This window comes from Synechococcus sp. WH 5701 (genome assembly GCF_000153045.1).
Taxonomy (GTDB): Bacteria; Cyanobacteriota; Cyanobacteriia; order PCC-6307; family Cyanobiaceae; genus Regnicoccus_A; species Regnicoccus_A antarcticus.
Genome location: NZ_CH724159.1, coordinates 811,741 through 833,614 on the forward strand (window position 1 = coordinate 811,741; position 21,874 = coordinate 833,614).

The 21,874-nt window shown below is 62.2% G+C and carries 27 protein-coding genes and 2 pseudogenes; 10 read left to right on the plus strand and 19 right to left on the minus strand.

The genetic code is table 11. From position 1 onward, the window contains the following. Positions 1-55 precede the first annotated feature (55 nt). Positions 56-1,402 carry a DUF6880 family protein gene (locus WH5701_RS05045; RefSeq protein WP_006170937.1) on the minus strand — a complete coding sequence of 449 codons (1,347 nt, stop codon included), beginning with the start codon at positions 1,400-1,402 and terminating at the stop codon, positions 56-58. Between the two features lie 338 nt (positions 1,403-1,740). Here WH5701_RS05045 and WH5701_RS05050 point away from each other — a divergent pair, with 338 nt between their 5' ends. Continuing rightward, positions 1,741-2,289, plus strand: a complete 549-nt coding sequence (locus WH5701_RS05050; RefSeq protein ID WP_006170939.1) for a DoxX family protein — start codon at positions 1,741-1,743, stop codon at positions 2,287-2,289. A gap of 148 nt (positions 2,290-2,437) precedes the next feature. On the opposite strand, the gene WH5701_RS05055 is transcribed toward WH5701_RS05050, so the two are convergent. Continuing rightward, a complete protein-coding gene (locus WH5701_RS05055; protein ID WP_037979625.1) occupies positions 2,438-3,001 on the minus strand; it encodes a pyridoxamine 5'-phosphate oxidase family protein in 564 nt (187 codons plus the stop codon). After that, positions 2,998-3,243, minus strand: coding sequence for a hypothetical protein (locus tag WH5701_RS05060; protein ID WP_006170941.1), 246 nt, complete (start codon positions 3,241-3,243; stop codon positions 2,998-3,000). Before WH5701_RS05060 ends, WH5701_RS05055 begins: the two co-directional genes overlap by 4 nt. 88 nt (positions 3,244-3,331) lie before the next feature. Here WH5701_RS05060 and WH5701_RS05065 point away from each other — a divergent pair, with 88 nt between their 5' ends. After that, entirely contained in the window at positions 3,332-3,520 is a 189-nt protein-coding gene (locus WH5701_RS05065; protein WP_006170942.1) for a hypothetical protein, read from the plus strand. Between the two features lie 9 nt (positions 3,521-3,529). Here the strand turns inward: WH5701_RS05065 and WH5701_RS05070 are convergent, their stop codons facing one another. Continuing rightward, a complete protein-coding gene (locus WH5701_RS05070; RefSeq protein ID WP_006170943.1) occupies positions 3,530-3,934 on the minus strand; it encodes a PPC domain-containing DNA-binding protein in 405 nt (134 codons plus the stop codon). A gap of 144 nt (positions 3,935-4,078) precedes the next feature. Here WH5701_RS05070 and WH5701_RS05075 point away from each other — a divergent pair, with 144 nt between their 5' ends. Then, positions 4,079-4,273, plus strand: coding sequence for a hypothetical protein (locus tag WH5701_RS05075; protein ID WP_006170944.1), 195 nt, complete (start codon positions 4,079-4,081; stop codon positions 4,271-4,273). A gap of 148 nt (positions 4,274-4,421) precedes the next feature. Here WH5701_RS05075 and WH5701_RS05080 read toward each other — a convergent pair whose 3' ends face one another. The 7 genes and pseudogenes from WH5701_RS05080 to WH5701_RS18340 form a co-directional block, all read right to left on the minus strand. Beyond that, entirely contained in the window at positions 4,422-4,601 is a 180-nt protein-coding gene (locus tag WH5701_RS05080; RefSeq protein WP_037979633.1) for a hypothetical protein, read from the minus strand. 139 nt (positions 4,602-4,740) lie between these two features. Then, on the minus strand, positions 4,741-4,977 hold the full coding sequence (locus WH5701_RS05085; RefSeq protein WP_006170946.1) for an integrase core domain-containing protein: 237 nt from the start codon (positions 4,975-4,977) through the stop codon (positions 4,741-4,743). A 98-nt stretch (positions 4,978-5,075) separates the two neighbouring features. After that, on the minus strand, positions 5,076-6,641 hold the full coding sequence (locus WH5701_RS05090; RefSeq protein WP_006170947.1) for a class I adenylate-forming enzyme family protein: 1,566 nt from the start codon (positions 6,639-6,641) through the stop codon (positions 5,076-5,078). A gap of 475 nt (positions 6,642-7,116) precedes the next feature. Continuing rightward, complete coding sequence (locus WH5701_RS05095; RefSeq protein ID WP_006170948.1) at positions 7,117-7,695, minus strand: DUF2182 domain-containing protein; 579 nt, start codon at positions 7,693-7,695, stop codon at positions 7,117-7,119. Between the two features lie 40 nt (positions 7,696-7,735). Continuing rightward, positions 7,736-7,954, minus strand: coding sequence for a hypothetical protein (locus tag WH5701_RS17975; protein WP_006170949.1), 219 nt, complete (start codon positions 7,952-7,954; stop codon positions 7,736-7,738). Continuing rightward, positions 7,951-8,331, minus strand: a pseudogene (locus WH5701_RS18335) (DUF1326 domain-containing protein). Before WH5701_RS18335 ends, WH5701_RS17975 begins: the two are co-directional and overlap by 4 nt. Before the next feature lie 103 nt (positions 8,332-8,434). Beyond that, positions 8,435-8,746, minus strand: a complete 312-nt coding sequence (locus WH5701_RS18340; RefSeq protein ID WP_156776551.1) for a hypothetical protein — start codon at positions 8,744-8,746, stop codon at positions 8,435-8,437. Positions 8,747-8,891: 145 nt separating this feature from the next. On the opposite strand from WH5701_RS18340, the gene WH5701_RS17530 reads away from it, so the two are divergent. The 3 genes from WH5701_RS17530 to WH5701_RS05115 all read left to right on the plus strand — a co-directional run bounded on the left by WH5701_RS17530 (position 8,892) and on the right by WH5701_RS05115 (position 12,023). Next, positions 8,892-8,999, plus strand: a complete 108-nt coding sequence (locus WH5701_RS17530) for a DUF1651 domain-containing protein (RefSeq protein WP_156776552.1) — start codon at positions 8,892-8,894, stop codon at positions 8,997-8,999. Between the two features lie 67 nt (positions 9,000-9,066). Next, the gene (locus tag WH5701_RS05110; protein ID WP_006170953.1) at positions 9,067-9,321 is read left to right on the plus strand and encodes a hypothetical protein; all 255 of its coding nucleotides are present in this window, start codon (positions 9,067-9,069) and stop codon (positions 9,319-9,321) included. Between the two features lie 452 nt (positions 9,322-9,773). Continuing rightward, a complete protein-coding gene (locus WH5701_RS05115) occupies positions 9,774-12,023 on the plus strand; it encodes a glycosyltransferase (RefSeq protein WP_006170954.1) in 2,250 nt (749 codons plus the stop codon). Positions 12,024-12,180: 157 nt separating this feature from the next. Here WH5701_RS05115 and WH5701_RS05120 read toward each other — a convergent pair whose 3' ends face one another. The 3 genes from WH5701_RS05120 to WH5701_RS17535 all read right to left on the minus strand — a co-directional run bounded on the left by WH5701_RS05120 (position 12,181) and on the right by WH5701_RS17535 (position 14,123). After that, positions 12,181-13,302, minus strand: coding sequence for an FAD-dependent oxidoreductase (locus WH5701_RS05120; protein WP_006170955.1), 1,122 nt, complete (start codon positions 13,300-13,302; stop codon positions 12,181-12,183). A gap of 133 nt (positions 13,303-13,435) precedes the next feature. Further along, positions 13,436-13,813 carry a type II toxin-antitoxin system Phd/YefM family antitoxin gene (locus WH5701_RS18345; RefSeq protein ID WP_006170956.1) on the minus strand — a complete coding sequence of 126 codons (378 nt, stop codon included), beginning with the start codon at positions 13,811-13,813 and terminating at the stop codon, positions 13,436-13,438. 148 nt (positions 13,814-13,961) lie between these two features. Continuing rightward, positions 13,962-14,123: a hypothetical protein gene (locus WH5701_RS17535; protein ID WP_006170957.1), complete on the minus strand. Its 162-nt coding sequence runs from the start codon at positions 14,121-14,123 to the stop codon at positions 13,962-13,964. 166 nt (positions 14,124-14,289) lie between these two features. Between WH5701_RS17535 and WH5701_RS05130 the strand changes: the two genes are divergently transcribed. Both WH5701_RS05130 and WH5701_RS05135 read left to right on the plus strand, forming a co-directional pair. After that, on the plus strand, positions 14,290-14,727 hold the full coding sequence (locus WH5701_RS05130; protein ID WP_156776553.1) for a hypothetical protein: 438 nt from the start codon (positions 14,290-14,292) through the stop codon (positions 14,725-14,727). Between the two features lie 207 nt (positions 14,728-14,934). Beyond that, positions 14,935-15,243, plus strand: coding sequence for a DUF202 domain-containing protein (locus WH5701_RS05135; RefSeq protein WP_006170959.1), 309 nt, complete (start codon positions 14,935-14,937; stop codon positions 15,241-15,243). A gap of 104 nt (positions 15,244-15,347) precedes the next feature. On the opposite strand, the pseudogene WH5701_RS18350 reads toward WH5701_RS05135, so the two are convergent. Further along, positions 15,348-15,482 (minus strand): annotated as a pseudogene (locus tag WH5701_RS18350) (IS5/IS1182 family transposase); the annotation flags it as partial. Between the two features lie 96 nt (positions 15,483-15,578). Here WH5701_RS18350 and WH5701_RS16710 point away from each other — a divergent pair. Next, a complete protein-coding gene (locus WH5701_RS16710; RefSeq protein ID WP_369791633.1) occupies positions 15,579-15,923 on the plus strand; it encodes an integrase core domain-containing protein in 345 nt (114 codons plus the stop codon). Positions 15,924-16,225: 302 nt separating this feature from the next. Here the strand turns inward: WH5701_RS16710 and WH5701_RS05145 are convergent, their stop codons facing one another. The 4 genes from WH5701_RS05145 to WH5701_RS16715 form a co-directional block, all read right to left on the minus strand. Continuing rightward, positions 16,226-17,734 carry a DUF1254 domain-containing protein gene (locus tag WH5701_RS05145; RefSeq protein WP_037979639.1) on the minus strand — a complete coding sequence of 503 codons (1,509 nt, stop codon included), beginning with the start codon at positions 17,732-17,734 and terminating at the stop codon, positions 16,226-16,228. Between the two features lie 187 nt (positions 17,735-17,921). Continuing rightward, complete coding sequence (locus WH5701_RS05150) at positions 17,922-19,325, minus strand: DUF1254 domain-containing protein (RefSeq protein ID WP_037980382.1); 1,404 nt, start codon at positions 19,323-19,325, stop codon at positions 17,922-17,924. Positions 19,326-19,714: 389 nt separating this feature from the next. Continuing rightward, positions 19,715-20,317, minus strand: a complete 603-nt coding sequence (locus WH5701_RS05155; protein ID WP_156776555.1) for a hypothetical protein — start codon at positions 20,315-20,317, stop codon at positions 19,715-19,717. Between the two features lie 246 nt (positions 20,318-20,563). Further along, a complete protein-coding gene (locus WH5701_RS16715; protein ID WP_071934209.1) occupies positions 20,564-20,884 on the minus strand; it encodes a GNAT family N-acetyltransferase in 321 nt (106 codons plus the stop codon). A 167-nt stretch (positions 20,885-21,051) separates the two neighbouring features. Between WH5701_RS16715 and WH5701_RS05160 the strand changes: the two genes are divergently transcribed. Then, positions 21,052-21,874, plus strand: an 823-nt coding sequence (locus WH5701_RS05160; protein ID WP_006170966.1) for an IS5 family transposase, incomplete at its 3' end; no start/stop codon positions are given.

Consider the following 21,874-nt stretch of genomic DNA (forward strand, 5'->3'; position numbering starts at 1 on the left):
GCTCAGCCTGGTTGCAGCCCATCATCGATCGCATGGCCTTGCGGAAGGGTGGGCTTCAGATCGACCTGTCGATCAGCTGCCAGAAGCTCCACTTCATTCCGAAGGCTTCCCGCAGGCGGCCGACAAAGCTGCCGTGGCTCTCGATCCCTTGCCAGTGGTCGATTCGGGCTGAGAGCTGCTCGCAGCTGCGCAGATGCTCGGCGGCATAGCGGTAGCGCTTGGCCCGGCCCATGGACAGCGCAAAGACCACCATCGCCCGAAGTAACACCATGGCCGCCAGGGGATGGTCGGCGCTGAGCCGTTCGGCGGCGGGGCCGTAGACCTCAAAGGCTTCGCCGTCCCATTCCTGCCAGTGCTCGATCACGTAGCGCTCAGCCCGGGGCAGGGCAGGCCAGGCCACCAGGAACTCCAGCGCCAGCAGTGGCATCGAGTGCTCCTCCGCCACCTGAAAGGCCCGCTCCTCGGCCTCCACATCCTCGAAGGCCTCAAGCCGCTTGAGGTAGTCGCGAAGCTGGGGGATCGAGAGGGTTTTGCCGAAGCCGTGCCAGCGCATGTGCTGGGCCTCCTCCACGCGGCCGAGTGTGTCCAGCACAGCGATGCGGGCTTCGTCCCACTCGGGGGAATGCCAGGTGTTTGCGCCCTTGGCGGCGCCATCCAGCACGGCCAGGGCCTGCTGCGGACGGCCCGCCGCCAGCAGGTGGTTGGCCACATCGGCGGCGGTGTTCGGCCAGCTGAGCTGGCTGGTGCTGAACTGAGCCAGGTAGGAGTCCACATCGCCGCGGCATTCGGCGATCTGCAGCAGGGCGAAGTGGCCATCGCGGGCACCGCGATCGCGGCAGTCCTGCTCCAGCCGCCGCAGACCCTGCTCGCCCAGGGCCTCGGCCATCGCTGGTATCAGCTGATCGAACTGGCCGTAGCCGTTGTCGGCCAGCAGATCGCTCACCTGCTCCGCCAGCCTGTCCGGCCCCAGCTTGGCGGCAGTGGCGATCGGGCCCAGATCGGCCGCTGCCTGCCAGAACACCCCGATCACGGCGCCGGTGCTGTCGGAGCAACGATCCATCACCCCATCACCCAGCTGCAGGAACCGCACCAGCAGATCAACGGCCAGGTCTGGGTCGGCCTCGGCGATCGGACCGGTGATCGCCTGGCGCTGGGCCTCCAGCTCGGCCACAAGAGCCTTGCGCTTGCGGGAATCCACGTAAGTGGTGGAGCGGGCGATGGCCGCCAGGCGCTTGCGCACCTCCTGGGCCGCTTCACTGGCCCCCTCGGCAGCGGCCAGGGCCAGGCGCAGGCGCCTCTGGATCACGGCATTGCCACCGCTCACCTCCATCAGCAGCTCGGCGAGGACCGCTGCCCCGAGGCTTTCCAGGTTGCCGGTGTTGAGGGTGCGCTTGCCGGCCATGGGGTCAGATCAGAGCAGCCGCCTGGCGGAAGCGATCCCTAAAAGGCATGCCCAGCGTAGAAACCCTGGCCATCAGGCTGACTGTCCGGGGGGCAGCTGCCGTCTGCTCGGCAGAGCCTCAAGCCAGATGATCGCCGCGCTGAAGGCAGACTCCTCACATTTCTTAATCTGGCGAGCCATGCTGGGAACACGCCGCTTCCCAAGCCATGACCACCCTCACCCTGCTGGAACTGTTTCTGGGCTTCATGACCGCCAGCGTGGCTCTCTGGGCATACAGCCTCTCCAAGCCCTCCAGCCCTCAGAACTGATCCCCTGCACCAACTCGATTCCTGTATCCAATGTCAAGCGTTCTGAACCGTTACTTCCTCAAAAAAGACGTTCTCACCAACACCGGCCTGCTTGTTCTGCGCCTGGCGATTGGCACGATGATGATTCATCACGGCCAGGAGAAGCTGGCCAATCCAGAGAGCTTCGCCGCCGCCTATCTGGTTCCTCTGCACATGCCATTTCCGAATGTGATGGCCCATGTGGCTGGTCTCTCCGAGATCCTTGGGTCGTGGTTCGTGATCCTGGGATTCCTCACCCCGATCGGCGCCCTCGCCCTGGTGGGAACGATGGCCGTTGCGGGCTATCACCACATCCTCACCAGCGGCTTCAACATCTATCTGCTTGAGCTGGTGGTGCTCTATCTCGGCGGCAGCCTGGCGATTCTGCTCAACGGCCCTGGTTGCTTTTCGATCGACGCCGGAATTGTCGCTGACCTGCTGGCCAGCGAAGAGGTTGATGCTCCCAGCCCGAGTTTTACGGATCGCCACTATGCAGATCCTGCTCCGGTGATGGTGCGCGCTGAGGTCATTGCAGGCCCGTCCAACGCTGGTCGCCACTGAAGCAGGGCGATCAGCGAGCCCACCAGCTTGTCCTCAGGGGTGGCAAGCGCAGGACCATAAGCGCCAGCGCTGACAGCATCATAAGCCGGCCACAGCGCACACAAAAGCCAATGCCTTCAGGCGTCTCATCTCCTGTGACGGCGACCCCTCAGGGATTGAGACGCTCCTCGCTCCAGCCGCCAGCGCGGCGCCAACGACGACGCTGGTGGGGATGATCCCTGAGCTCCAGCAACTCCACCTGCTCCAGGGTGATGCGCAGCAGCTGGAACTGCTCAGGCAGTGGGTACTCGTCATTGAGTGCTGTCGGGAAATCCACGGCGGCAGCCATCGGAGCTCCCGGTTCGGGCCAGCCCCAGAGGGCACGGCCACTGGGCGTGAGGTTCTGCCAATGCCGTTGACGCTCCTGCTCGTCGACGCCAGCGGGCAAGGTCAGTTGCTGGCCGCGCAGACGGAACTGACAGCGTGCTTTGGGCAGCAGCCAGCACAGTTCGACAGCGGGCTGCTGCCGGAGCTCAGCCGTCTTGGCGCTGCGTCCGTCGGTCAGCAGATCCAACACGCCGCCATCGGCCCAGCCACGGAACACCAGGGTGCGCACCCGTGGGGTGCCATCGGGAGCGACTGTGGCGAGCTGCAGCCAGCGGGCCGCTGGTGATCGTCCTTCCCTCTTGCGGGCCCCGCGCAGCAACGGCCGCCATGGCGGCAGCGTCGTCACGCCGCCTGCGTCTGGCGACGGTTCAGTGCCACGGCACCAGCGGTGATGGCCGCCAGGCCCAGGGCGCTACTGGCGGCCAGGAACACCAGTGTCTGCAGGGCCAGCAGAAACAACCCAAGGGCAGAAGCGGCCTTGATCTGGATCCTGGCCTTGAAGAGCAGGGTGAGCAGCAGTAGCACCGTGGCCTGCAGGCCAGCGATCTTGGCGGCCGTGAGGGGGCAGAGGGGGCTTGGCAGCAACATGGACACAGTGCAGTGGGTCAATCCTGGCGCTGCTGATCATCCACTGCTTTCCGCCAGTGGCGAAGCGAGCTTGTCATTACCCCAGACCATGCCCATCAATCCGGACAAACTGGGTCGTTTTGCTCTACGGGGCCTTCGCATTGGCGCCAGCACGGTGTCAATCCTGGAGTTGCTGCGCAGCGACTGGACCGGTGGCCTCACCGCCGGGGTGGCCTGGCTGGTGTTTCTGCAGGTGGAGCGATGCCTGCCGCCTCCAGCAGACGAAGCCGAGGGTTGATCAGGCCCCTCAGGGGGCCGGCACCTGCCGGATCTTCAGCTCGACGTAGCCGGTGGCTGGATCCAGCTCCCGCCGGAACTGCCACTCCGGCAGCAGCCCCACCATCAGTTCAGCAGTGGTGCGCACCAGAGAACCAGTGCAGAGATGGCCTCCGATCACTGATCCGCTGCTGTCGGCGATGGCGAAGTGCAGGTGGGCTCCATCAGCCGCGAGCGTGCCGGCCAGGCTGAGGATCTCCAGCTCGCCTCGGAGGATGGTGCACTCCCGTCGGCCGGCCAGCCGCAGCTGGGCCACCGACAGGCTGCCGATGCCGCTGATCAGGCAGCCGGCCTGCTCGATCTGCTGGGCCATCCAGCTCTCCAGTGCCAGCCGAAGATCTGCCCCCGGCGTCAACCGCAGTGGTGTCACCTTCATGCGGCAGTTTCGCCAACCCCTGAACCATGACATGGACATCCATGCAGCCCAGCTTTCTGGGGTACTGCGAACCCCCCTGCCAGCGCTCGGCGGCTGCCGCTCTCAATTCAGCTGGGTACGGTGCCGAGAGAAGCGAGGGATGGAATGCTGCGTGAGCTGGTGTTGGCGATCGGGATCCCCGTAGCACTGCTGCTGCTGGCGCTGCTGGCGCTGGAGCGCTGGGGCGATCGACTGCCCCGCTGGCTGCAGCGCCTCTCCCAGCGTCCATCGCTGCTGTGGAACGCTGGAGTCGGGCTGATCATTGGCCTCTCGCTGCTCCGTTGGTTGCTCCAGCGCTGACTGCCTCAGCGCCTTGATGATCCAGGTCGCGCCACGGAGCTGGTGTCGTCTCAGTGGCTCTGAAATCGGCCACCGGCGTTACCTTTACCGTGAGGTGATTGGTGTACTGCCTGGCTATCGATTCAAGCCTCGTTCAATGCCTGGAAACTCAGCTTCCGATCTTCTTGTCGACCCACTGCGTCAGCACATAGACACCGATAAACATCGGCAGGTAGGCAATCCACATGTTGGGAAGGTTCAACTCGGAGTTGTTGATTAAAACAAGCCCCGCATAACTGACCAGGCCATAGATCGAAGCTCGGCGCAGTGGTCCAATCATCTTGTTCAACTCAGCGGTCCCGGTGGTGCCTGATCATGATAGCTGCTGTGGAAGCCTCAGGGATTGAACCAAGGTGCTCATCATCGAAGCAGCAGCTATGGTGATGAATATTCTGGTGGTACACAGGGCCTTGTGTTTTCTCGCCAGGTCATTCATCGATCAGCAGTCGCTGGAGGGACTGTTGAGGCGTGAGGCCACCGAGATCGATGTGGCACCTGTTGCCGTTATGGATCCCCAGACAGCGAGGTAGCCAGCGGTTACGTTCCTCATCTGTCTGGTAGGCGATCACGGAGGCCCATTTCGCCAGGATCCTTTTGATGAACCGCTCGGCCTTGCTGTTGGTTTGCGGCGTGTAGGGCTTGGTGGGGATGGGTTTCAGATCCAATGCCCGGCAGGCTTTTCGCCAATCCCCTGAGCGCTAGGTGGAGCCATTCTGCTGGGCCATGAGCCTCATCTCGGTCCCGTAGGGCTTTCGACAGCCTTTCAGCTCTTGGGAGCTTCAGCCGCCATCGCTTTGAGCGCCACGCGGTCCACCTTGCCGCTCGGGTTGAGGGGCATCTCATCCAGCACCACGATCTCCTCCGGTGCCTTGTAACCGATGCGTTCGCGGGCAAAGCCAATCAGCTCGGCAGCCATCGGGGCCTGGGCACCCTGCTGGAGGGTGATGTAGGCCCGGACGTTCTCTCCGTGCATGACGTCATGGATGCCGATCGCTCCGGCCAGTTCCACGGCAGGGTGTTCGCAGAGGGCGTCCTCTACGTCCTGCGGGCTGATGTTGGAGGCATCGTGAACGATGATCTGTTTGCGTCGGCCACAGAACCACAGGTAGCCGTCAGCGTCCAGGCGCATCTCGTCACCGGTGTCGAGCCAGCCGTCCACAATCGTTTCGGCCGTGGCGGTGGGATTGTCCCAGTAGCCCGTCATCACCGAAGCGGAGCGGAGCCAGAGCTTTCCCTCGGCGCCCACCGGCAGTTCGCGGCCCTCCTCGTCACGGATGGAGCACTCGAAACCGGGGCAGACCCGACCTACCGAGCCGACCCGGTTCTCGCCGGAAGGCGGCGACATTGTGGCCACACCGCACTCGCTCATGCCGAAGCATTCGTCGATCGAAAAGCCTACGGCGGTCTTGAAATCCCGCTGCAGCTGCAGGGGTACCTTGTCACCGCCAGAGATGCACAGGCGCACGTAGGCGAAATCGGCTGGATCCAGATCCCGGTCATGAATCAGGCCCATCAGCGGTGCCGGCAACATCAGCAGCAGATTCGGCTTGCGGTGATGCAGAAGCGCCTCGAGCGCATGGTTGTCACTCTCGGTCGCCACCACCAGCGTGGCGCCCACCGAGAGGGCCGCCAGTCCGTACATCGAGGCCGCCGCATGGGCCAGCGAGCAGCCCACCGTCAGGCTCTCCCCCGGCATGTATTCCATCGCCTGGGCCAGGCTGGCGAGCGTTGCTCCATAGCTGGCCCGGCTGTGGGTCACTCCCTTGGGCTTGGCGGTGCTGCCGGAGGTGAAATAGATGATCGCGGGGGCCTCAATTGGCAGGCAGGGCGGCTTCGCGCCGGTGGCTGGGGTGACCATCAGATCCTCAAGACTCCTCTCGCCTTCGGCCGCTGGCCCCGTCTGCCCATCCTTGAAGCGGATCAGGCCAAGAGGCAGAGATCCGGCCAGCTCCGTGGCTTCGAGATCAGCCAAGCGCTCCTGGTGATACAGCAGCAGCACCGCCCCGCTGACCCGCAGGGCATGGTCGATCTCCGGCACCACATAGCGGTAGTTGAGTGGCGTGATCACCAGGCCCAGCCGCAGGCAAGCGAGGTAGTGGATCACCAGCTCCACCCGGTTGGGCATCAAGGACGCCACCCGGTCGCCTGCCTTCAGCGGCATGGTGGCGTAGGCGGCCGACAGTTGTTCCACCCGCTCCGACAGCTGCTGCCAGCTGAGGCTCGTGTGGAGATCCTGCAGGGCCGGACCCTCCGGATCCCGGGCCAGCCCTGCCTCCAGAAGCGCATCGAGGCGGTCGGGCAGCGTGAGGGCGGGGCCGGAAAGAATCATCAAGACAACTAACGAGGGCAACTCAACCATCCTGCCTTCACCGGTCAGGAATTACCACCCGGCTCCTGCAACCACCTCAGAGCATTGGCTTCCATTTTGTGGCAGCAGGGCTTGCGTTGTCATCTGGAGTTGTCGGTGCAACCCCTAACGGCGGATGGCTGTCCCAGCCCCAGATCTGGTTTTACAGTTTTACTCAGATGCTTGCCTTTGCCATGGCAAGAATTCTTGCCGAAAGCTATGTACTTGTCTTTCTGAATTATCGAAATGTGTCAGATGTACAATCCTTTTCTGGCGTGGGGCAGAGTCTCAGGCGAATAGGCAGCAGGGGAATGGTCATAGGCTCTGAGCCGAACAATCCACCTCACGCTACCCTTGTCTGGCCTGCAATCAGACTCCTATTGTCCTGGGACTCGGGGCTGGTTTCCAGAGGCTCACTAAGATTTCTTGAGGTCTCCAGGCAACCGGGTTCTTGAGATCAGGACGAATGGAGTTTGCCCAGGAAGAGTGCCCCTCCACAGAGTAGGGCCGCTGTCCCAGCCAGTCTGCCTCCCCGGGCTCCCCAGGGCATCAGCTTTGGGCTGAGTTGATAGAAGCCAGTGAGGATCAACAGCATCGCACCGATGACCGGGCTCCTCAGTCGCAGCATGGGGGAGAGCATGGCGGCCTGATCGAGGAGCCACTGCAGAGCGGTGGCCAGCAGGGAAAAGCCGCTCCAAGCAGCCACATAGCCACTCATGAAGACTGCTGAAGGGGCCTGAGTGGAACCCTCTCGTGCTGCCTTGCGGGCCACTGCCGCGTAAAGCAACACCATCGGTGCGGCACTGGGCACCATCATCGCGACCATCATCACCATCCACATCACGGCCATCATCCAGGCGTGTTGCAGCGTCCAGGACTCGATGCCAACGGCCATTCCAGCCATGGCGACTGACTCGCCCATGTCCATCTGGCCAGCCATGCGCAGAAGCTGAAGCCAGGCCATCAGGGTGATCACACTCAGGACAGCCAGTACCACCCCTTTGTCGCGAGACGGAAACGAGCTGCCAGAGGCCACTCCACCACCTGAGGCGGGAGCAGGTTCTCCTGCTGCTGGTTTAGCGAATAACGCCATCCTGGGTGAGATGCATGTAGTTGAACTGGCCGTAGCTGTCCTTGAGTTCAAGGGCAATTGCGGCGCTGGATCGGGTGCTGCCGCTGCCCATCTCGGCGAAGGTGTATTCGAAGCCATCGGGCAGAGAGATACCCGCGCGATGCTCCTGGCCCGAGAGCAGGTTGATGATCGGGGTGCCGCTGGATTCGATCAGGCCAGTCACACCGTGACTGGAGCGAAGAGTGTTTCCAGTACCGTGGACATTGTGCTGTTGTACACGTAGAAACCCGTAGCTCCTGGCTTTGTGGCCTCGCCGTGGAGAATTCTTCTCAGGGATTCTCTCTGCTGGGGGGTTGCCCGTTCGTCAATGATTGCTTGTTGGGTGCCGTTGCCGGCTGAGATCTCACCAGGCCATTGGAGGAGCAGGACTCAGTGCAGTCCGTCGAGGCTGGTGTCGTTGAAGTAGCCCTCGTCGACAATGCCGCTGCCGATCGCTTCGCAATGGCCGTGGGTGCTGGGGGCATTGAACTGGCAGGGACAGCCCCAGTCACAGTTGAAGTTTGGGAATTCGCGCCCCCGAACCATCCAACGGTCGTTCATGGTTCTGGTTCAAGGGGGCTTCGAACAGTCTGCTGTTGGGGAGGATCGCTGTCATCGGTTCGATAATGTCTGTTAAGGCAACTCTTCAGGCAGGTGCGTGATCTCAGGTGGTCCTGGCGTCGAGCCCCATCCGGCACTCGTCATTGCGATTGCGGTGCTGCTTGAACAACGAGCTGAGCTCAAGCAAGGGCTGCTGCAATACGCCGGCATCGATCAGCATCACCACCATCAGGAATTGCTCTCGGGACAGTCGTGGACCACCAAGCGGAGGTTTTCGCAGCTGCGGGCGTGGCAATTCCCAGAACCATTGCAGAAGAGAAGGGTTTTGGGCTCTTGCCTCATACGTAGGCTCGACGAATGAATAGCTGAGACGGCACTTCAGCCTGCCTTGGTCGTGGCTGAACCTGACCTGCATCCCCTCCTGACTTTCCGCCTGCACCGTGTGATCGCGCTCGCCTCACTTCCAGGGAAAGCTGGTTGAAGGACGGCCGCCAGGCACTGTGCTTTCGCCCGAACCGCCCGAACCGCCAGGAACAGCGGCTGGAGGTCATGACCGCTGAGTGGCTCACGGGGAGACGATTGCAGCGCTGAAGAAGTGCAGTGAGTTGAGCCGCATCGAAGCCCTCAAGCTCTGGAGTGAACTGCGACAGAAGGGCTGGCAGGCCTGAGCTTCCCAATGGTGACCACCAGCACCGACCGAAACGATCCAGCGTCACCAGAGTGAGAGGAGAACCGATGGCCGACACCTTCCTGATGAGCACCAGCCCCCAGCCACGCCGCTACCGGTTGGTGGATCAGCAGGGTCAGCCCCACCCGGAGCTGGATGAGCACTTCGAATCGTCCGAGGAGGCGTGGGACTTCGCCAGGCGGTGGTGGAACCGGACCGGCGACAGTCGCTACGGCCGCCCAGGTGACAGCCCGATTGGCCTCGGAGTGGAGGTGAGCACCGAGAGCGGCCACTGGCGCACCCTGCGCCATCCGCAGGGCTGAACCTGCTGAGCCATGCCATTTGCAGGCGTCGCTATGCCCTGCGCGGTGAAAGCCTGGGCAGGCGCCCTGGATCGCGGTCGGTTTCTCCAGGGGCGTGCTCATGGCCTTGCCTTGCTCAGACCATCTCGAACCACTCTGGTGCCGCCGGCGTTTGGGTGGATCGGCTTGCTGGACTGATCCGGCTGGCCTGCCACCTCTGCTCGGATGCCTGACGGCTACGACGCCCCGGAGTTGGCCGAGCACCGCGATGCCACATAGGTCCGCCGGTATCCGCAGTGCCGGCGAGGGTGCCGCGCTCGACCGGCTTGGTTACCTAAATTCTGACTGGAGCCTGGACATCCTGAGACAGCCGCCCAGACGTTGACGGCCTCCGCAGGCCATGCAGCTGCTCCATCCATTTGGCGTGTTCCCCGGTAGTCCATCCAGTAGCCCCTTCCCCCTGGAGCGATCGTGTGTTCCGCCTCCCCAACGGCCTGTCCCAGCGGCGGCCGACCCAGATCGCCCTCTTGGCCACCCTGCCGCTGCTGAGCGCTGCTCTGGTGAGCCCGATGGCCATGCTGCCCGGCTGGACCGTGCCGCTGCCGACCCTGGTTGTGGCGCTCTGGGCCGCCTGGCTGGCGAGCCGGCCGGAGCAGACCCTGCCCCTGGCCGCCCGGCGCTCGGCTGTGCTGGTGATCACCATTCTGGGGGGCCGTTACCTGGTCTGGCGGATCGGGGCGACCCTCAACCTGGCCACGCCCATCAGCACCGGCCTGAGCCTGCTGATGCTGGTGGCGGAGCTCACCCTGCTGGCCAATGGCCTGCTGCAGCTCTGGCTCACCTGGGCCCGGCAGCCGCCGGTGCAACAGGAGGCCGCCGCGGCCGAGTCCACCCTGCAGCAGCGGATCGCCTGGGAACCCTGGCGCGTTCCGGCAGTCGACGTGCTGGTGCCCAGCTGCGGAGAACCGGTCGACCTGATCGAGCGCTGCCTGCGCGGCTGCCTGGCGATGGACTACCCACGCCACCAGGTCTGGCTGCTCGATGACAGCGCGCGCCCGGAGCTGAGCCGGCTCTGCCGCCGCCTTGGCTGCCGCTACCTGAGCCGTGACGGCAACACCGATGCCAAGGCGGGCAACCTCAACCACGCTCTGCCGCATCTGAAGGGCGATCTGTTGGCGGTCTTCGATGCTGATGTGGTGCCGCGGTCTGCCTTTCTGGTTCGCAGCGTGGGCCTGTTCACCGATCCACGGGTGGGGTTCGTTCAGACCCCCCAGACGTACATGAACGCTGATCCAGTGATGCGCAACCTGCGGCTGGAGCGCTGGCTCATGCCCGATGAGGAGAGCTTCTACCGCTGGATCGAGCCCACCCGCCAGGCGGTCGGAGCCGTGGTCTGTGCCGGTACCTCGTTCGTGATGCGTCGCTCGGCCCTGGAGCGGGTGGGTGGCTTCGAGACCGGAACCCCCTCCGAGGATCTGGCCACAGGCATCCGGCTGGCGGCGGCGGGCTACCGCAACCTCTACCTCGACGCCAAGCTGAGCGCGGGGCTGGCGCCGTTCACGATCGGGGCCATGGCACGCCAGCGCAGCCGCTGGGCCAGTGGCACCCTGCAGACCCTGCGCACGGGCGCCAATCCCTTCACCATCGCCGGGCTCACTCCTCTGCAGCGGATTGCCTACCTGGAGGGGATCCTCCACTGGTTCAACGTGGTGCCTCAGCTGCTGTTGCTGCTGATGCCGCTCTCGCTGGGACTGCTGGGGGTGGCCCCGATCCTGGTGCAGGGACCAGGCCTGGTGACCATGGCCTTGCCGTTCTACCTGTCTCAACTGCTGCTGGTGAGCTGGTTCAGCCGCGGCGCCCGCAACGCCCTGTTGCCGGAGCTCTACCGCTGGATCTTTCTGCTGCCGCTCGTGGCGGCCGTGCTCAGCACCGTGGCCGGCCGGCCCCAGCACTTCCGGGTTACCCCCAAGGCGATCAGCGGCTGGGCCAGGCCTGGTCCCGAGCGGCGCCTGCTGGTGCCATTGCTGGGGTTGCTCGGGCTGCAGCTGCTCAATCTCACCCTGCTGATCGTCGGCCCCGGCACGGCCGGCCCGATCGAGGCCGCAGCCTCCAGCCTTGCTCCCGCCAACCAGGCCCTTGGCCTCACCTGGTCGCTGCTCGGCAGCACCAGCCTGCTGCTGGCGTTGCGCACCTGCTGGGACCGTCCTCAGGACAGCCCGGTGCCCTGGCTGCGGATCGACGGTCTGATCCTGTCGTTGCTCACCCCCCGGGGAGGATGGCCAGCCAGGATCCTGGCCATCAGCGAGCAGGGCGTGGAACTTGCCTTGGCCCGGTCCCATCCCGGCGGCAAGCTCCCTGGTGATGGACTCCCCGGTGATGCTGGAAAATGGAGTTTGGCCTTGCCTGGGCGGCCTGGGGACGCCCTGCCTCTGTGGCCCGAGCAGCACCGTCACGAGCGAGGTTTCCTGCTGATCGGCTGCCGCTGGGGTCCTCTCAGCGATTCTCAGACCGATGCCCTGCAGGCTTTGCTCTACCGCGGACCCGGCGTGTGGCCCAGCCATCAGGCCCCCTTTGAACCCCTGGCCCTGCTGGCTGTGCTGGCCCTGCTGCTCCAGCCTGTGCCAGCCCAGGGCTGGTTCCGGCGCAGCCTGCTCTCAGCTGCAGGCCCGATGGCTGGGGAGCAGCGCCGTGATGCACTGGCGCAGCTCGCCGAATCACGCTGAACATGGCCCCCGCGAGAACCCCGATGCGGCCAACCACGGCCATCTGGCCGGTCGGCACACCCTCGGCCTCTACCCCTTGCTGGAGGATGACCGCTGCCATCCGCTCGCGTTCCGCTTCTTCTTCCAGATCAGTCTGTTCGCCTGCTCGGCGGTGCGATCAGTCGGCGGGACGGTACAGCTGTCGCATGCCGGCGAGGATTCGTTCCTCGGCGGCTTGATCGAAGCGGGGCGTGAGCACTCCGACGTCCTGGGTACCGCCCAGCAGCAGGCCGTCGCGGCGGGGATGGAGGTAGAGCCCCGGCGCCGAGAGGGTGTAGTTGAGGCGGGAATCGGCCTGCAGGCGGGTGAGCTGCCCCTGCACCGGGATCAGGTCGGCATGACCGAACAGGCCGACGCTACCGATGCCGGTGCAATTCACGATCAGCCGCTCCCGCAGCCGCCCCAGTGCCGCCGCATCGCGGAAGGTGCGCCTCTGGATCGCCATGCCGGCCTTGCGCACCGCCCCCATCAGGGCGGGCAGATACTGCTGGGTCTCGATGAAGAGGCGCTCCTCGACTCCCACCCACTGGGCTGCGAAGGGCAGAGAAGGATCGCGGATCTCGAGCGGCGGTGGGAAGATCTCCGGCAGCAATCTCGACACCCAGCCAGCCAGCGGCCGCTGCGCAGCGAGAACGACGTGGGGACGGCGGACCACTCCCATGCCCCGGCCGAGCATCCCCAGGAAGCGCCGGTGGGAGGTGCGCACCGCGGCGGCGAGCCGTTCCTCGAACTCCGGCGCTCGGGAGGCAGCCGCCACCACCAGGGAGGGGAAGAAGCTGGCGCCGGCCACGCTGGAGGTGACCCGCGGGTGCACTTCGCTGGCGTAGACCGTCACCGCCCGACCGGCCTCGTGCAGCAGCCAGGCTGTGGCGAGGCCGACGGCCCCGCAGCCGAGCACCGCCACCGGACCCGGCTGCCGCAGCGCCAGCAACCGGTCCACCGCCATCTGGGCGGTGCCCCAGGACAGGGTGATGCCGGCGCCGCCGTGGCCGATGTTGTGGACGATCGATCGGTCCGCGATGGTCTCCAGCTCCACCCGGAAGCCCTCGGGTCGGTAGGGACGGAGGCTCACCATGCGGGCGGTGATGTGGCGCGGCGAAAAGTCGGGAACGGCGGTGGCCAGTGCCGGTAGCGATGCCTCCGCCCCATCGGCCTTCGCCGGGCGGGAAAGCAGCGGCCCGGCGAGGCGCGCCGCGAGCAGAACTGAGGAGCCCGCCAGCCATTCCCTCCGGGAGATCATCCGCCTCTCACCATGGCCGCGCCCCCAGGCTGCCCCATCCCTCGACGGCCGTGCTGGGATCTGGGAATGACCTCTGGTGATGGGGAGGCCCCAGCTGAGTACCAGTCGATTCCGTGGGTCTCCAGCAGGCTGATCAGCCGGGCGTTCTCGCGGCGCAGCTGATCAAGCTCAGTGGGACCGGAGTCAGCCATGGGGTGAGAGCCTCAGCGCTGGTCAGCTTCCGCCACTCCCGCAGAGCCTCGGGATGAAAGGCCCACTCAAAGGGCATCAAGGCTGACCGCACTGGCTCCTGGCCGCCCGCCAGCCTGGCATCGGCGATGCGGCCCAGCTCCAGGTCTTCCACCAGATCCATCAGCTCCTCGTAGGCCCCGGCAGGAACGCAGTACAAGGCCGGCTCGTTGCGGTTGAGCACCGCGACGGTCATCCCTTCACCAGCCGCGACGGTGGCCATGGGGTTCTTCTTGGGCTCCGAGATGCTTACGGCTGTCTCGGTCAGCACGCGGTGCGCCATCAGCGGATCAGACCACAAAGAAGACTCAATCTGGGTCGTCGAACAGGTCGCTGAGCAGCTGCGATCCCATCCATTTTGACCCTCATGGATCAGGATGGGCATGACTGCCGCCGGCGACACGGAGCCAGACTGGCTCTTGAGGTGGGTTCTAGTCCACCTCTGCGGGTACTCCAGGCTCCAGCCTGCGCGCTTCAGAACCGGCATTGGCCACATGGGCGGCGAGGGCGAGGGAGTTGTGCCTGAGGTAGTAGCTGCCCACCACGGCCCCAGCCGCATCAACGGCCACCATCACCGCCTGGTTCTGCTCCACCCTTAGCGGGCAGGGTTCCCTGGATGGAGCGGTTCGCCAAGCGTCATTTGGGCTTGCTCAACGAGGTTCTCGGCCTGGAGATCGGCAAGCCATCATCTGATCCACGTTTCATTACCTGTTCCTGCAGCTCGATGTGGAGGCGTTTGAGGCCCTGCTACTCCAGTGGATGAGCCAGCAGCCCGCCCTGGCGGATGGCGTCGACACTCTTGTCTGCGACGGCAAGACACTGCGGGGCTCGATTGATCAGAAGCCTGGCGCCGCAGCGTCTTTCATTGCCCAGGTGAGCCTGTATTCCCAGCCACTGGGGGTGGCGATTGCCCAGACCACCTATGCCACCGACGAGAGCAGCGAGACGGCTTCGCTCCTATGGCTCCTCAGCGGCATCGAGCTTACCGACATGCTGGTGCAGGCGGATGAGGTGGGTGGCTCCCGTTCATCGCGGGGCAGGCAAGCAGGTCCCAGCAGTCCTGCACCAGCTGCAGGCGGGGCAGCAGCGCCGCCAGGGTGGTATCCGGGGGAGGCTGGAGCAACCTCGAAAAGCGGCTGTTGGCTGTTGCCGGTGACGGCCAGCGCTGAGCCGCTGGCCCTGAGCAGGGAGCGGTAGGGCCAAGGGATTTGGTTTCGGGTGGTTCTCAGACCCGCGAACACGTCCTACGGTTTGAGGGGATCAGCTGAAAACAACTGCAATCACACCCGGCTCACCCCCGTTCAGCCCACGATCTGCGGTTGGTTCTCGGAAAGAGATTTACCCCTCGGAGTGGTTCACGGAAACCACCGAAGAATAAATTCGACGGCAGACTGAAAGCTTAAAATGCGCAACAACCCGTATGCTCGCTTCAGCGAGAATGAGCTGATTCTCCGCGATCAACTGGCCATAGACAGGACGATTCTGGCGAACGAACGTACGCTCTTATCGTATCTTCGTGGGGCGGTGGCCATGGTCATCGCCGGCGTGACCTTCGTCCAATTCATTGAATTTGGCATTCTTCGCTACATCGGCATGGCACTTGTACCCATTGGTCTGTTCACGGGTGTATTTGGATTGAGCAGATACAGGCGCATTAACCGAAGAATTCGGACGATTTGTCAAGTCATGGACAAGAATCCAGGGAAGATATGAAGGGGGTCAAACAATGCAATCGAGGGGTACTGCTGACGTTCATGTCGTAATTCTTGTCGGCGCCGACGGTCTTCTGGTGGGCACCGGCGACGTCTGCTGCCATCTCCTTCTTTGGGAGCACCGAATCCTTCACCAGGACCTGCTGGCGGAGGCGGAGGGTCCTCCAGGCCATCGATCCGCTTCAGGGAGGCGTGTGACGCCCAGGCCTGTAGCAACGTGCCGTCCACGGAGAAGTGGTCGTCAATCCCGGCGAACGCATCAAGCCGCGTTGAGCCCGCAGCTCCATCTGTCTTTGGTGTTTGCTCGTCATCGCTGGTCAGCCCCAGACAAAAGGGGTGTTGCGTCAACCCCTTGAATCCGGGCAGTTCACGTCATCTGCCTTCGTTGCGAGGCTGCGGGCAGAGGAGATCAAGATCAGCTGGTCTGGAAGAAAGCGCTGTTACGACAACATTTTCGTTGAACGGTTGTGGAGAACCGTCAAGTACGAGGAAGTCTATCTACGTGCCTACAAGGATGGCTGGGAAGCTGAGATCAGCCTTGCCCGCTTCCTGTGGAGATACTGTCATGTAAGACCCCACAGCTCTCTGGGAGGCAGAACTCCCAATGAGGTCTACACTGAGGCCGAACCCTGTTCCTCCCGTCCAGGGTTAACGATGTCAGGGGCCAGAGCTGTCCAATAAAAGGCATCCACCTCAAGGGCCAGGACTGCGCCGAGCACCTGCTCATATTCGGCCGCCAGCTCAGACTTCCGCTGGCGAGTAATCCCTGGCTCCTGAATCCCTCGCACCAAGCCAGGAAGACGCAGGCGCAGTTCATTCAGGCGGGAGACGCGAGGGTCCGGTTCAACCATCACATCAGCTCGTCGGTCCCAGAGTGCCATCTCATATTTCCCATCGATCCATCGAACAAGGATAGATCGTACATCGAACAAGGATAGATCGTGGCTGCGTACGATCTATCCTTGTTCGTTAGCAGGTTTGGCTCATTGCACAAGTTCAATCTCGCTTGGCCGCCATGTCTTGTTGATCCACGGCTCCAGTGGCCCGTACATACGCAGGATGGTGAACCAGCTCTTACCTGGCACCGTCTGTAGCCAGTTGCCTTCCTTGCCCTTCGGTGCCTTCGGCGCGAAGTAGACGTCGTACGAACCGTCGGCGTTCTTCTTCATGCCTTCGGTCTGGCTGCCGACCGTCGGGAACTTCTGGCTGTTCTGGAGCTGCGAGCGTGTCTGCGTGTCGTACAGCGTGACGGCCCAGAAGTCGTTCACCGGCACGTTCGGCGGCAGACGCAGTTTGTAGGTCTTCGCGCCGTCGAAGGCCTGTTGGTTCGCATCGAGTACGGCCAAGGCGTAGTCTGACCCTTCGCCGGCGCGGCTGGCGGCCATGGCCGGGGTCACGCCGCCGGCGTTGAAGTAGTAGAGCACGCGCGCGTCCAGGCCCATCGCCCCATCGGCTTCGAAACTGGTGTTCTTGTTGGCGAAGGCCGTGGACCAGACGCTTTTGGGGTCGTCCGGATAGATCTTCACCCCGGCAAATCGCGGATGGTAGGTGATGGCCCGCGACGTGGCGTTGCCAAGCGTGGCGGCCTCCGTCAGCAGCTTCTTCATTCGCGCATCGGGCTTGAACGGCTGGCCCTTGACGATGCCAATGGCGGCGATCGTACCGCGCACCTCGGGGCTGATGGCGTCGATCGGTTCGTCCTGGATGATCGCGTTCAGGTTCTCGAAGTAGCTGAAGTTGCTGGGGAAGACGGTGTTGAAGGCCTTGCCGGACATATCAACGAACTCAGTCGGCGCCGGCTTGGCCGCATCCTTCAGCGGATAGACGCGCAGCTTCGACGTGATGTTTTCGACAGCAGGTTTTAGTCCGCCCTTGATTGAGCCACGCAGGAAGAGGAAGTTCCGGTTCGTCGGCGGCTTGAGCAGGAAGTAGCCCTCGGGGACCGCTCCGGTGTAGCCCGGCGGCAGGACCAGGTACTTGCCGCCCTGGCCCTTGTCAGGCCCGGTAACGCCCATGTTGCCGACAAAGCGTTGCCAGGCGTCGTCGAGAAAACCGAGCATGCCGGGCGGGATCTCGATCACCGTCGGGCCGTCCTGCGCCAGATCGGTGAAGGTGTAGGCGTACAGCGTGGAGGTGTTGGCCGTGACCACCAGCGTCTGCGAATCCAGCAACTGCGGGAACAGGGCGATCTTGTTGGCCCCCTTGGCCCCGGCATCGGCCAGGCCGGTACGCACGGCATACATCGACACCGCGCCTATGTTGTCCAGAAACACCGCCGTGCCGCGCATTCGATCGAGGTTGTCGTAGACCGCTTCGGCAGTCGCCTTGGACGGCACCCCGTCGAAGAAATCGAGGGGTCCGATCGGCGTCGCGACCTTGTTCGGTATCGAGATCGACTTCAGGGTTTGTGGTGATACCTGTGCCAATGCAGGTCCCCCTGTAGCGAAAGCCAGTGCACCGACCACTACTAGTGACGAAAGACTTTTGATCATTGGTGATTTCATGAGAAGTTAAACCTTGATAGTCGGATTTCGTTGATTGAAAGCCCGCTCACTTGACGAGTTCAATCTCGCTGGGCCGCCAGGTCTTATCGATCCACGGCTGAAGCGGCCCGTAAATGGGCAGGATCGCGAACCCGCTGCCCGGCAGTGTCTGCAACCATTGGAATCGAGGCCGTAATTAATTTGCCTTCACGATGCCCGGTGGCTTCCATGTGCCTGCACCGGGTGGCAAGATCGATGGCGCCTCGGTCTTCGGCCAGTAGAGGCGCATCACGAGATAGATCGGACCGTCTGGCGCAGGGAGCCAGTTCAACTCCTTGCCCTCGCCGGGCGAATCCTTCTGGACGTAAAGGGTGAGAGATCCGTCTTTCCCCTTCTTCATGTTGGGAATCATCGGCGAATTGATGAGGTAGCGGTTGATCGGATTCTTGATCAGATACTGGGTCTTGCCGTCATACATGGTGACTGACCAGAAGGCATTCACCGGAGGGTATTGACCCGCAGGGAATGTAATGGTGTAATTGTTCTTGCTGCCATCGAGTTTCTTGCCATCGCCGTCCACGCGGGTCAGCGGATAAACTGCCTCGACGGCGCTGTTGCCATACAGGCCTGCCTTGGCGGTGCCGGCTCTCTTGAGCCAGTCGCCGTTGTAGTGAGCTTCGTCTCCCGGAAGGGATCCAACTTGCCAGCCATTGATGTCGGTCAGACCCGAGGCCAGGAAGGTGCTGATTTTTTCATCACCAGCCTTCATGCCTTGGACGATGGCTTTCCGGTGCTCTGGCGAAAGGTCCTTCAAGTCGATGGTCTTCTTCGGGCCGATGCCGATGGTCGCGAGCTTTGCGCGGATGTCTTTGTCCACGTCCGTTTCCGGAACATATTCAAGCGCCGCGTGGAGGTAGCTCCAGAAATTCTCCTTGATTCCTGCGGTGGTAGCCTGGCTGAAGTCGATCGTCGGGGCCGCGGCAGGTGCGGGTTGCTTGAGGAAGACGGACAGCGGTTCCGCCTTGTAGCTATCCTGGACCTTGATCACGTTCGGCATGTCTGCCGGGTCGAAGAGTTGGGTCCGATAAATGGCGACGGAGAAGGGTGTACTGGAAGTGAAGACTTTTTTGATTCCTGCCGGCTTTTTCCCTTTCCAATCGGGTCCGACAACCATGTAGCTGCCCTGAGCATTGCCGGTGGAGCGGCTGCCGATGTAGCCGTAGTTGTAGGTGTTGCCGTCGGTCAGCTGGACGGCGTAGTAGCGATCTTTTTCAACCGCTGGCACGGTCAGGACCATCGGTTCGGCGCGGAGGTCCAGCCAGACGAACGAATAGGGGGTGTCGCTATTCGGTGTGATGACCGCAGTGTCCTTGTAGGTGTAGACCCTCGGCTCGTTCTTGATCTGATTGAACGGGGCCTTGAACTGGCTGCCTCCCTTGTCAACAACATATTCATACATCACGGTGTAGTTCATCACGATGGGCAGGCCGTAGATGAAGCCCTTCTCGGCGATGGCCTTCACTTCCGTAATGCCGAGGTCGGGCATGGCGGCTTGTACGGAAGGGTCAAAGGGCTTGCCCCAGCTGGTGGTGGTTACCACAACAGTTGCGCCACCTAGTAAGCCCAGGATAAACTCACGTCTATGCATGCTCATATGTGATTCTTTCCGTGTTACCTACTATTCTAACCTGTTTCCGGGAACTACGCCAAATAATGTGCGTCTAATGCCCAAAGCAGCGGCGCGGCGCATCTTCTGACTGCATTTGTTTGTTCTTTGGCAAGTGAACATTGGTTGATCCTAGCCACTAGGCAATAGAAGTGGACTCTTAGAATATTTATTTGAACGGCCCTCTTCGGTACGATCTGACATTGGGGTTGCAGTGTCGAGCGGTACTATTAGATTGATCGGCAGGTTTCTTCGTCGCAGACAGGGTCGGTTGCAGTGTAGATAGAGCCAGGACTCAATCAAGGGTAATCATTGAAATGCTGTCAATTTGTTCGTTGACGCAAGAGCGCGATCCCGGTAAGCAGCGACCACAGGGGCAACAAGATCAGGAAAACCAGCTGAAACTGTTGGGTCACAGACCAAAGGCCTAGCACCCCCAGCACAAAAACCGCTGCATAGCAAAATCCGACAACCATCAGCAGGCGGCCGTATGGCTTGCCCGCACGCCACATGGTACTGCCCATGACCAGACCCCAAAAACCCATGACTGGACCCTCCATGATCCAAAGACCCTGCTGGGCACCTTTCGCAAGGGCCAGCCAGGTGGTCTCGCTGGCGACTTTGATGGCGGGGTCACCGGCGGCATGCATCGCCGCCAAGGGTGACACCGTGGCAAACAACAGGGCGTCCCCGGCAATACCCATCACCGCGTAAGTAACAATGCACAGCGCCGCGATGTCAATCAGCGCGCCGTGCTCTACGCGCATTACCGACCATAGGTAACCGCCAATCACCAAGAATGGAAGGTAGAAGCCAAGTGTGTCCAGAATTAGCGAAGCGTGAAAATAATCGTGTGTAGGGGCGGGCAGGCTGAGAAATATTGCTGGCTCAAAGACCACTGCGAGGTCACCCTTCAGGGCTACCATATACACAGCGATTTGCGACCAGGCTAGCAGTGCGCCAATTATCGCCACTCGGCCGGCTAAGCGTCTTGGGGTTTCCGTATCCTGTGTATTTCGCATAGGGCAAGTCCATTGTTTCGGGACCTTGCTAGTATAACTCAGCGAGGGTGCGTTAGCGCACATACCGCGTCCATCTCGATGTCTTTGCTTGACCTGTTCTTTGATTCTTCCTGAAACAGTTTGTGTAGGGTGCTTGAAATAGAAATCTGATCACGGAAGGCGTCTCATATACCAGCTTTTCTGGTTGAGCGCCAAGCTTTGGCCAACCACTTCAAAACCATGCTTCTGGTAAAACCTCACGTTCTCTTCTTTGTCGGTTTCCAAATAAAGTATGGCGGCGCGTTGATCCATGCGATTACAGGCGCCTTTCAGCAACGCCGACCCAACGCCCTGTCCTTGTCGAGATGGCTCTACCGCAACCGGGCCAAGATGCCAGTGCGATTCTCGTGGATCGTGCTTGGCCCACTCTCCGGCCCATTGACCAACGCGCAATACTGAGCCAGGCGAGGCACCAAAGGACAGGAGGCCCAAGATGCGAGCTTTTTCACTGCCACTGGGCTGACAGCAACCCGGACGCGTTAAACCACAAACACCAGCTAGAGATTCTTTGTCAAACGCACCCAGAAACTCGCCACGCTTAAGGAACCCCTGAAAAACCCGCTAAAATCAGTCCAGATCCAAGACTGAGACTGGAACGGATGGCCGACCCTCTCCAGCTGGGCTTCACGGACTACGAGCAGATCTACGCCAAAAAGAGGACGCGCCGCCAGCGCTTCTTGGATGAGATGGAGGCCACGGTTCCCTGGGAAGCGTTTCTGGCCTTGATTGAGCCCGTGTATCACAAGCCCTCCAGCAAAGGAGGTCGTCCGCCGATTCCTTTGGAGGTGATGCTGCGGATCCATCTGCTGCAGCAGTGGTTCACGCTTTCAGATCCATTGATGGAGGAGATGCTGATCGATACGCCCTGCTTCCGCCGCTTCGCAGGGATCGAGACGATGGATGGCCGGATCCCTGATGAGACGACGATTCTCAACTTTCGCCATCTGCTGGAAGAGCACCGGATCGCGGAGCAGATTCTTGAGGGTGTGAACCAGATGCTTAGCGAGAGAGGAGTGATGCTGAGGGAAGGAACGATCCTTGATGCCACGATAATCAATGCCCCCAGCTCCACCAAGAACAAGGCCAAGGAGAGGGATCCTGACATGCACTCAGTGGCCAAGGGCAAGCAGTGGTTCTTTGGAATGCGCTGCCACATCGGAGTTGATGCCGCATCTGGCCTGGTCCACTCTGTTGAGAGCACCGCCGCCAATGTTCATGAGCTGAACACAGCAGCTGAACGGCTCCATGGGGATGAACGCCTCATCTACGGCGATGCCGGCCACATCGGCATCGAGAAACGAAACGACTTCCAGGACTGCGAGGCTGAGTTCAGGATTGCGATGAAGCCCGGCCAGCGCAGAGTGCTTCCAGAGACACCTGAGGGCAGGCTTCTTGATCTGATTGAGACGGCGAAAGCCCACT

Coding starts and splice junctions, on each gene's coding strand:
- WH5701_RS05045 (WP_006170937.1), bottom strand. CDS start 1,402: ATGGCCGGCAAGCGCACCCTCAACACCGGCAACCTGGAAAGCCTCGGG.
- WH5701_RS05050 (WP_006170939.1), top strand. CDS start 1,741: ATGTCAAGCGTTCTGAACCGTTACTTCCTCAAAAAAGACGTTCTCACC.
- WH5701_RS05060 (WP_006170941.1), bottom strand. CDS start 3,243: ATGTTGCTGCCAAGCCCCCTCTGCCCCCTCACGGCCGCCAAGATCGCT.
- WH5701_RS05065 (WP_006170942.1), top strand. CDS start 3,332: ATGCCCATCAATCCGGACAAACTGGGTCGTTTTGCTCTACGGGGCCTT.
- WH5701_RS05070 (WP_006170943.1), bottom strand. CDS start 3,934: ATGAAGGTGACACCACTGCGGTTGACGCCGGGGGCAGATCTTCGGCTG.
- WH5701_RS05075 (WP_006170944.1), top strand. CDS start 4,079: ATGCTGCGTGAGCTGGTGTTGGCGATCGGGATCCCCGTAGCACTGCTG.
- WH5701_RS05090 (WP_006170947.1), bottom strand. CDS start 6,641: ATGATTCTTTCCGGCCCCGCCCTCACGCTGCCCGACCGCCTCGATGCG.
- WH5701_RS18340 (WP_156776551.1), bottom strand. CDS start 8,746: ATGCAGGTCAGGTTCAGCCACGACCAAGGCAGGCTGAAGTGCCGTCTC.
- WH5701_RS05110 (WP_006170953.1), top strand. CDS start 9,067: ATGGCCGACACCTTCCTGATGAGCACCAGCCCCCAGCCACGCCGCTAC.
- WH5701_RS05120 (WP_006170955.1), bottom strand. CDS start 13,302: ATGATCTCCCGGAGGGAATGGCTGGCGGGCTCCTCAGTTCTGCTCGCG.
- WH5701_RS18345 (WP_006170956.1), bottom strand. CDS start 13,813: ATGGCGCACCGCGTGCTGACCGAGACAGCCGTAAGCATCTCGGAGCCC.
- WH5701_RS05130 (WP_156776553.1), top strand. CDS start 14,290: ATGAGCCAGCAGCCCGCCCTGGCGGATGGCGTCGACACTCTTGTCTGC.
- WH5701_RS05135 (WP_006170959.1), top strand. CDS start 14,935: ATGCGCAACAACCCGTATGCTCGCTTCAGCGAGAATGAGCTGATTCTC.
- WH5701_RS05145 (WP_037979639.1), bottom strand. CDS start 17,734: ATGATCAAAAGTCTTTCGTCACTAGTAGTGGTCGGTGCACTGGCTTTC.
- WH5701_RS05155 (WP_156776555.1), bottom strand. CDS start 20,317: ATGGTAGCCCTGAAGGGTGACCTCGCAGTGGTCTTTGAGCCAGCAATA.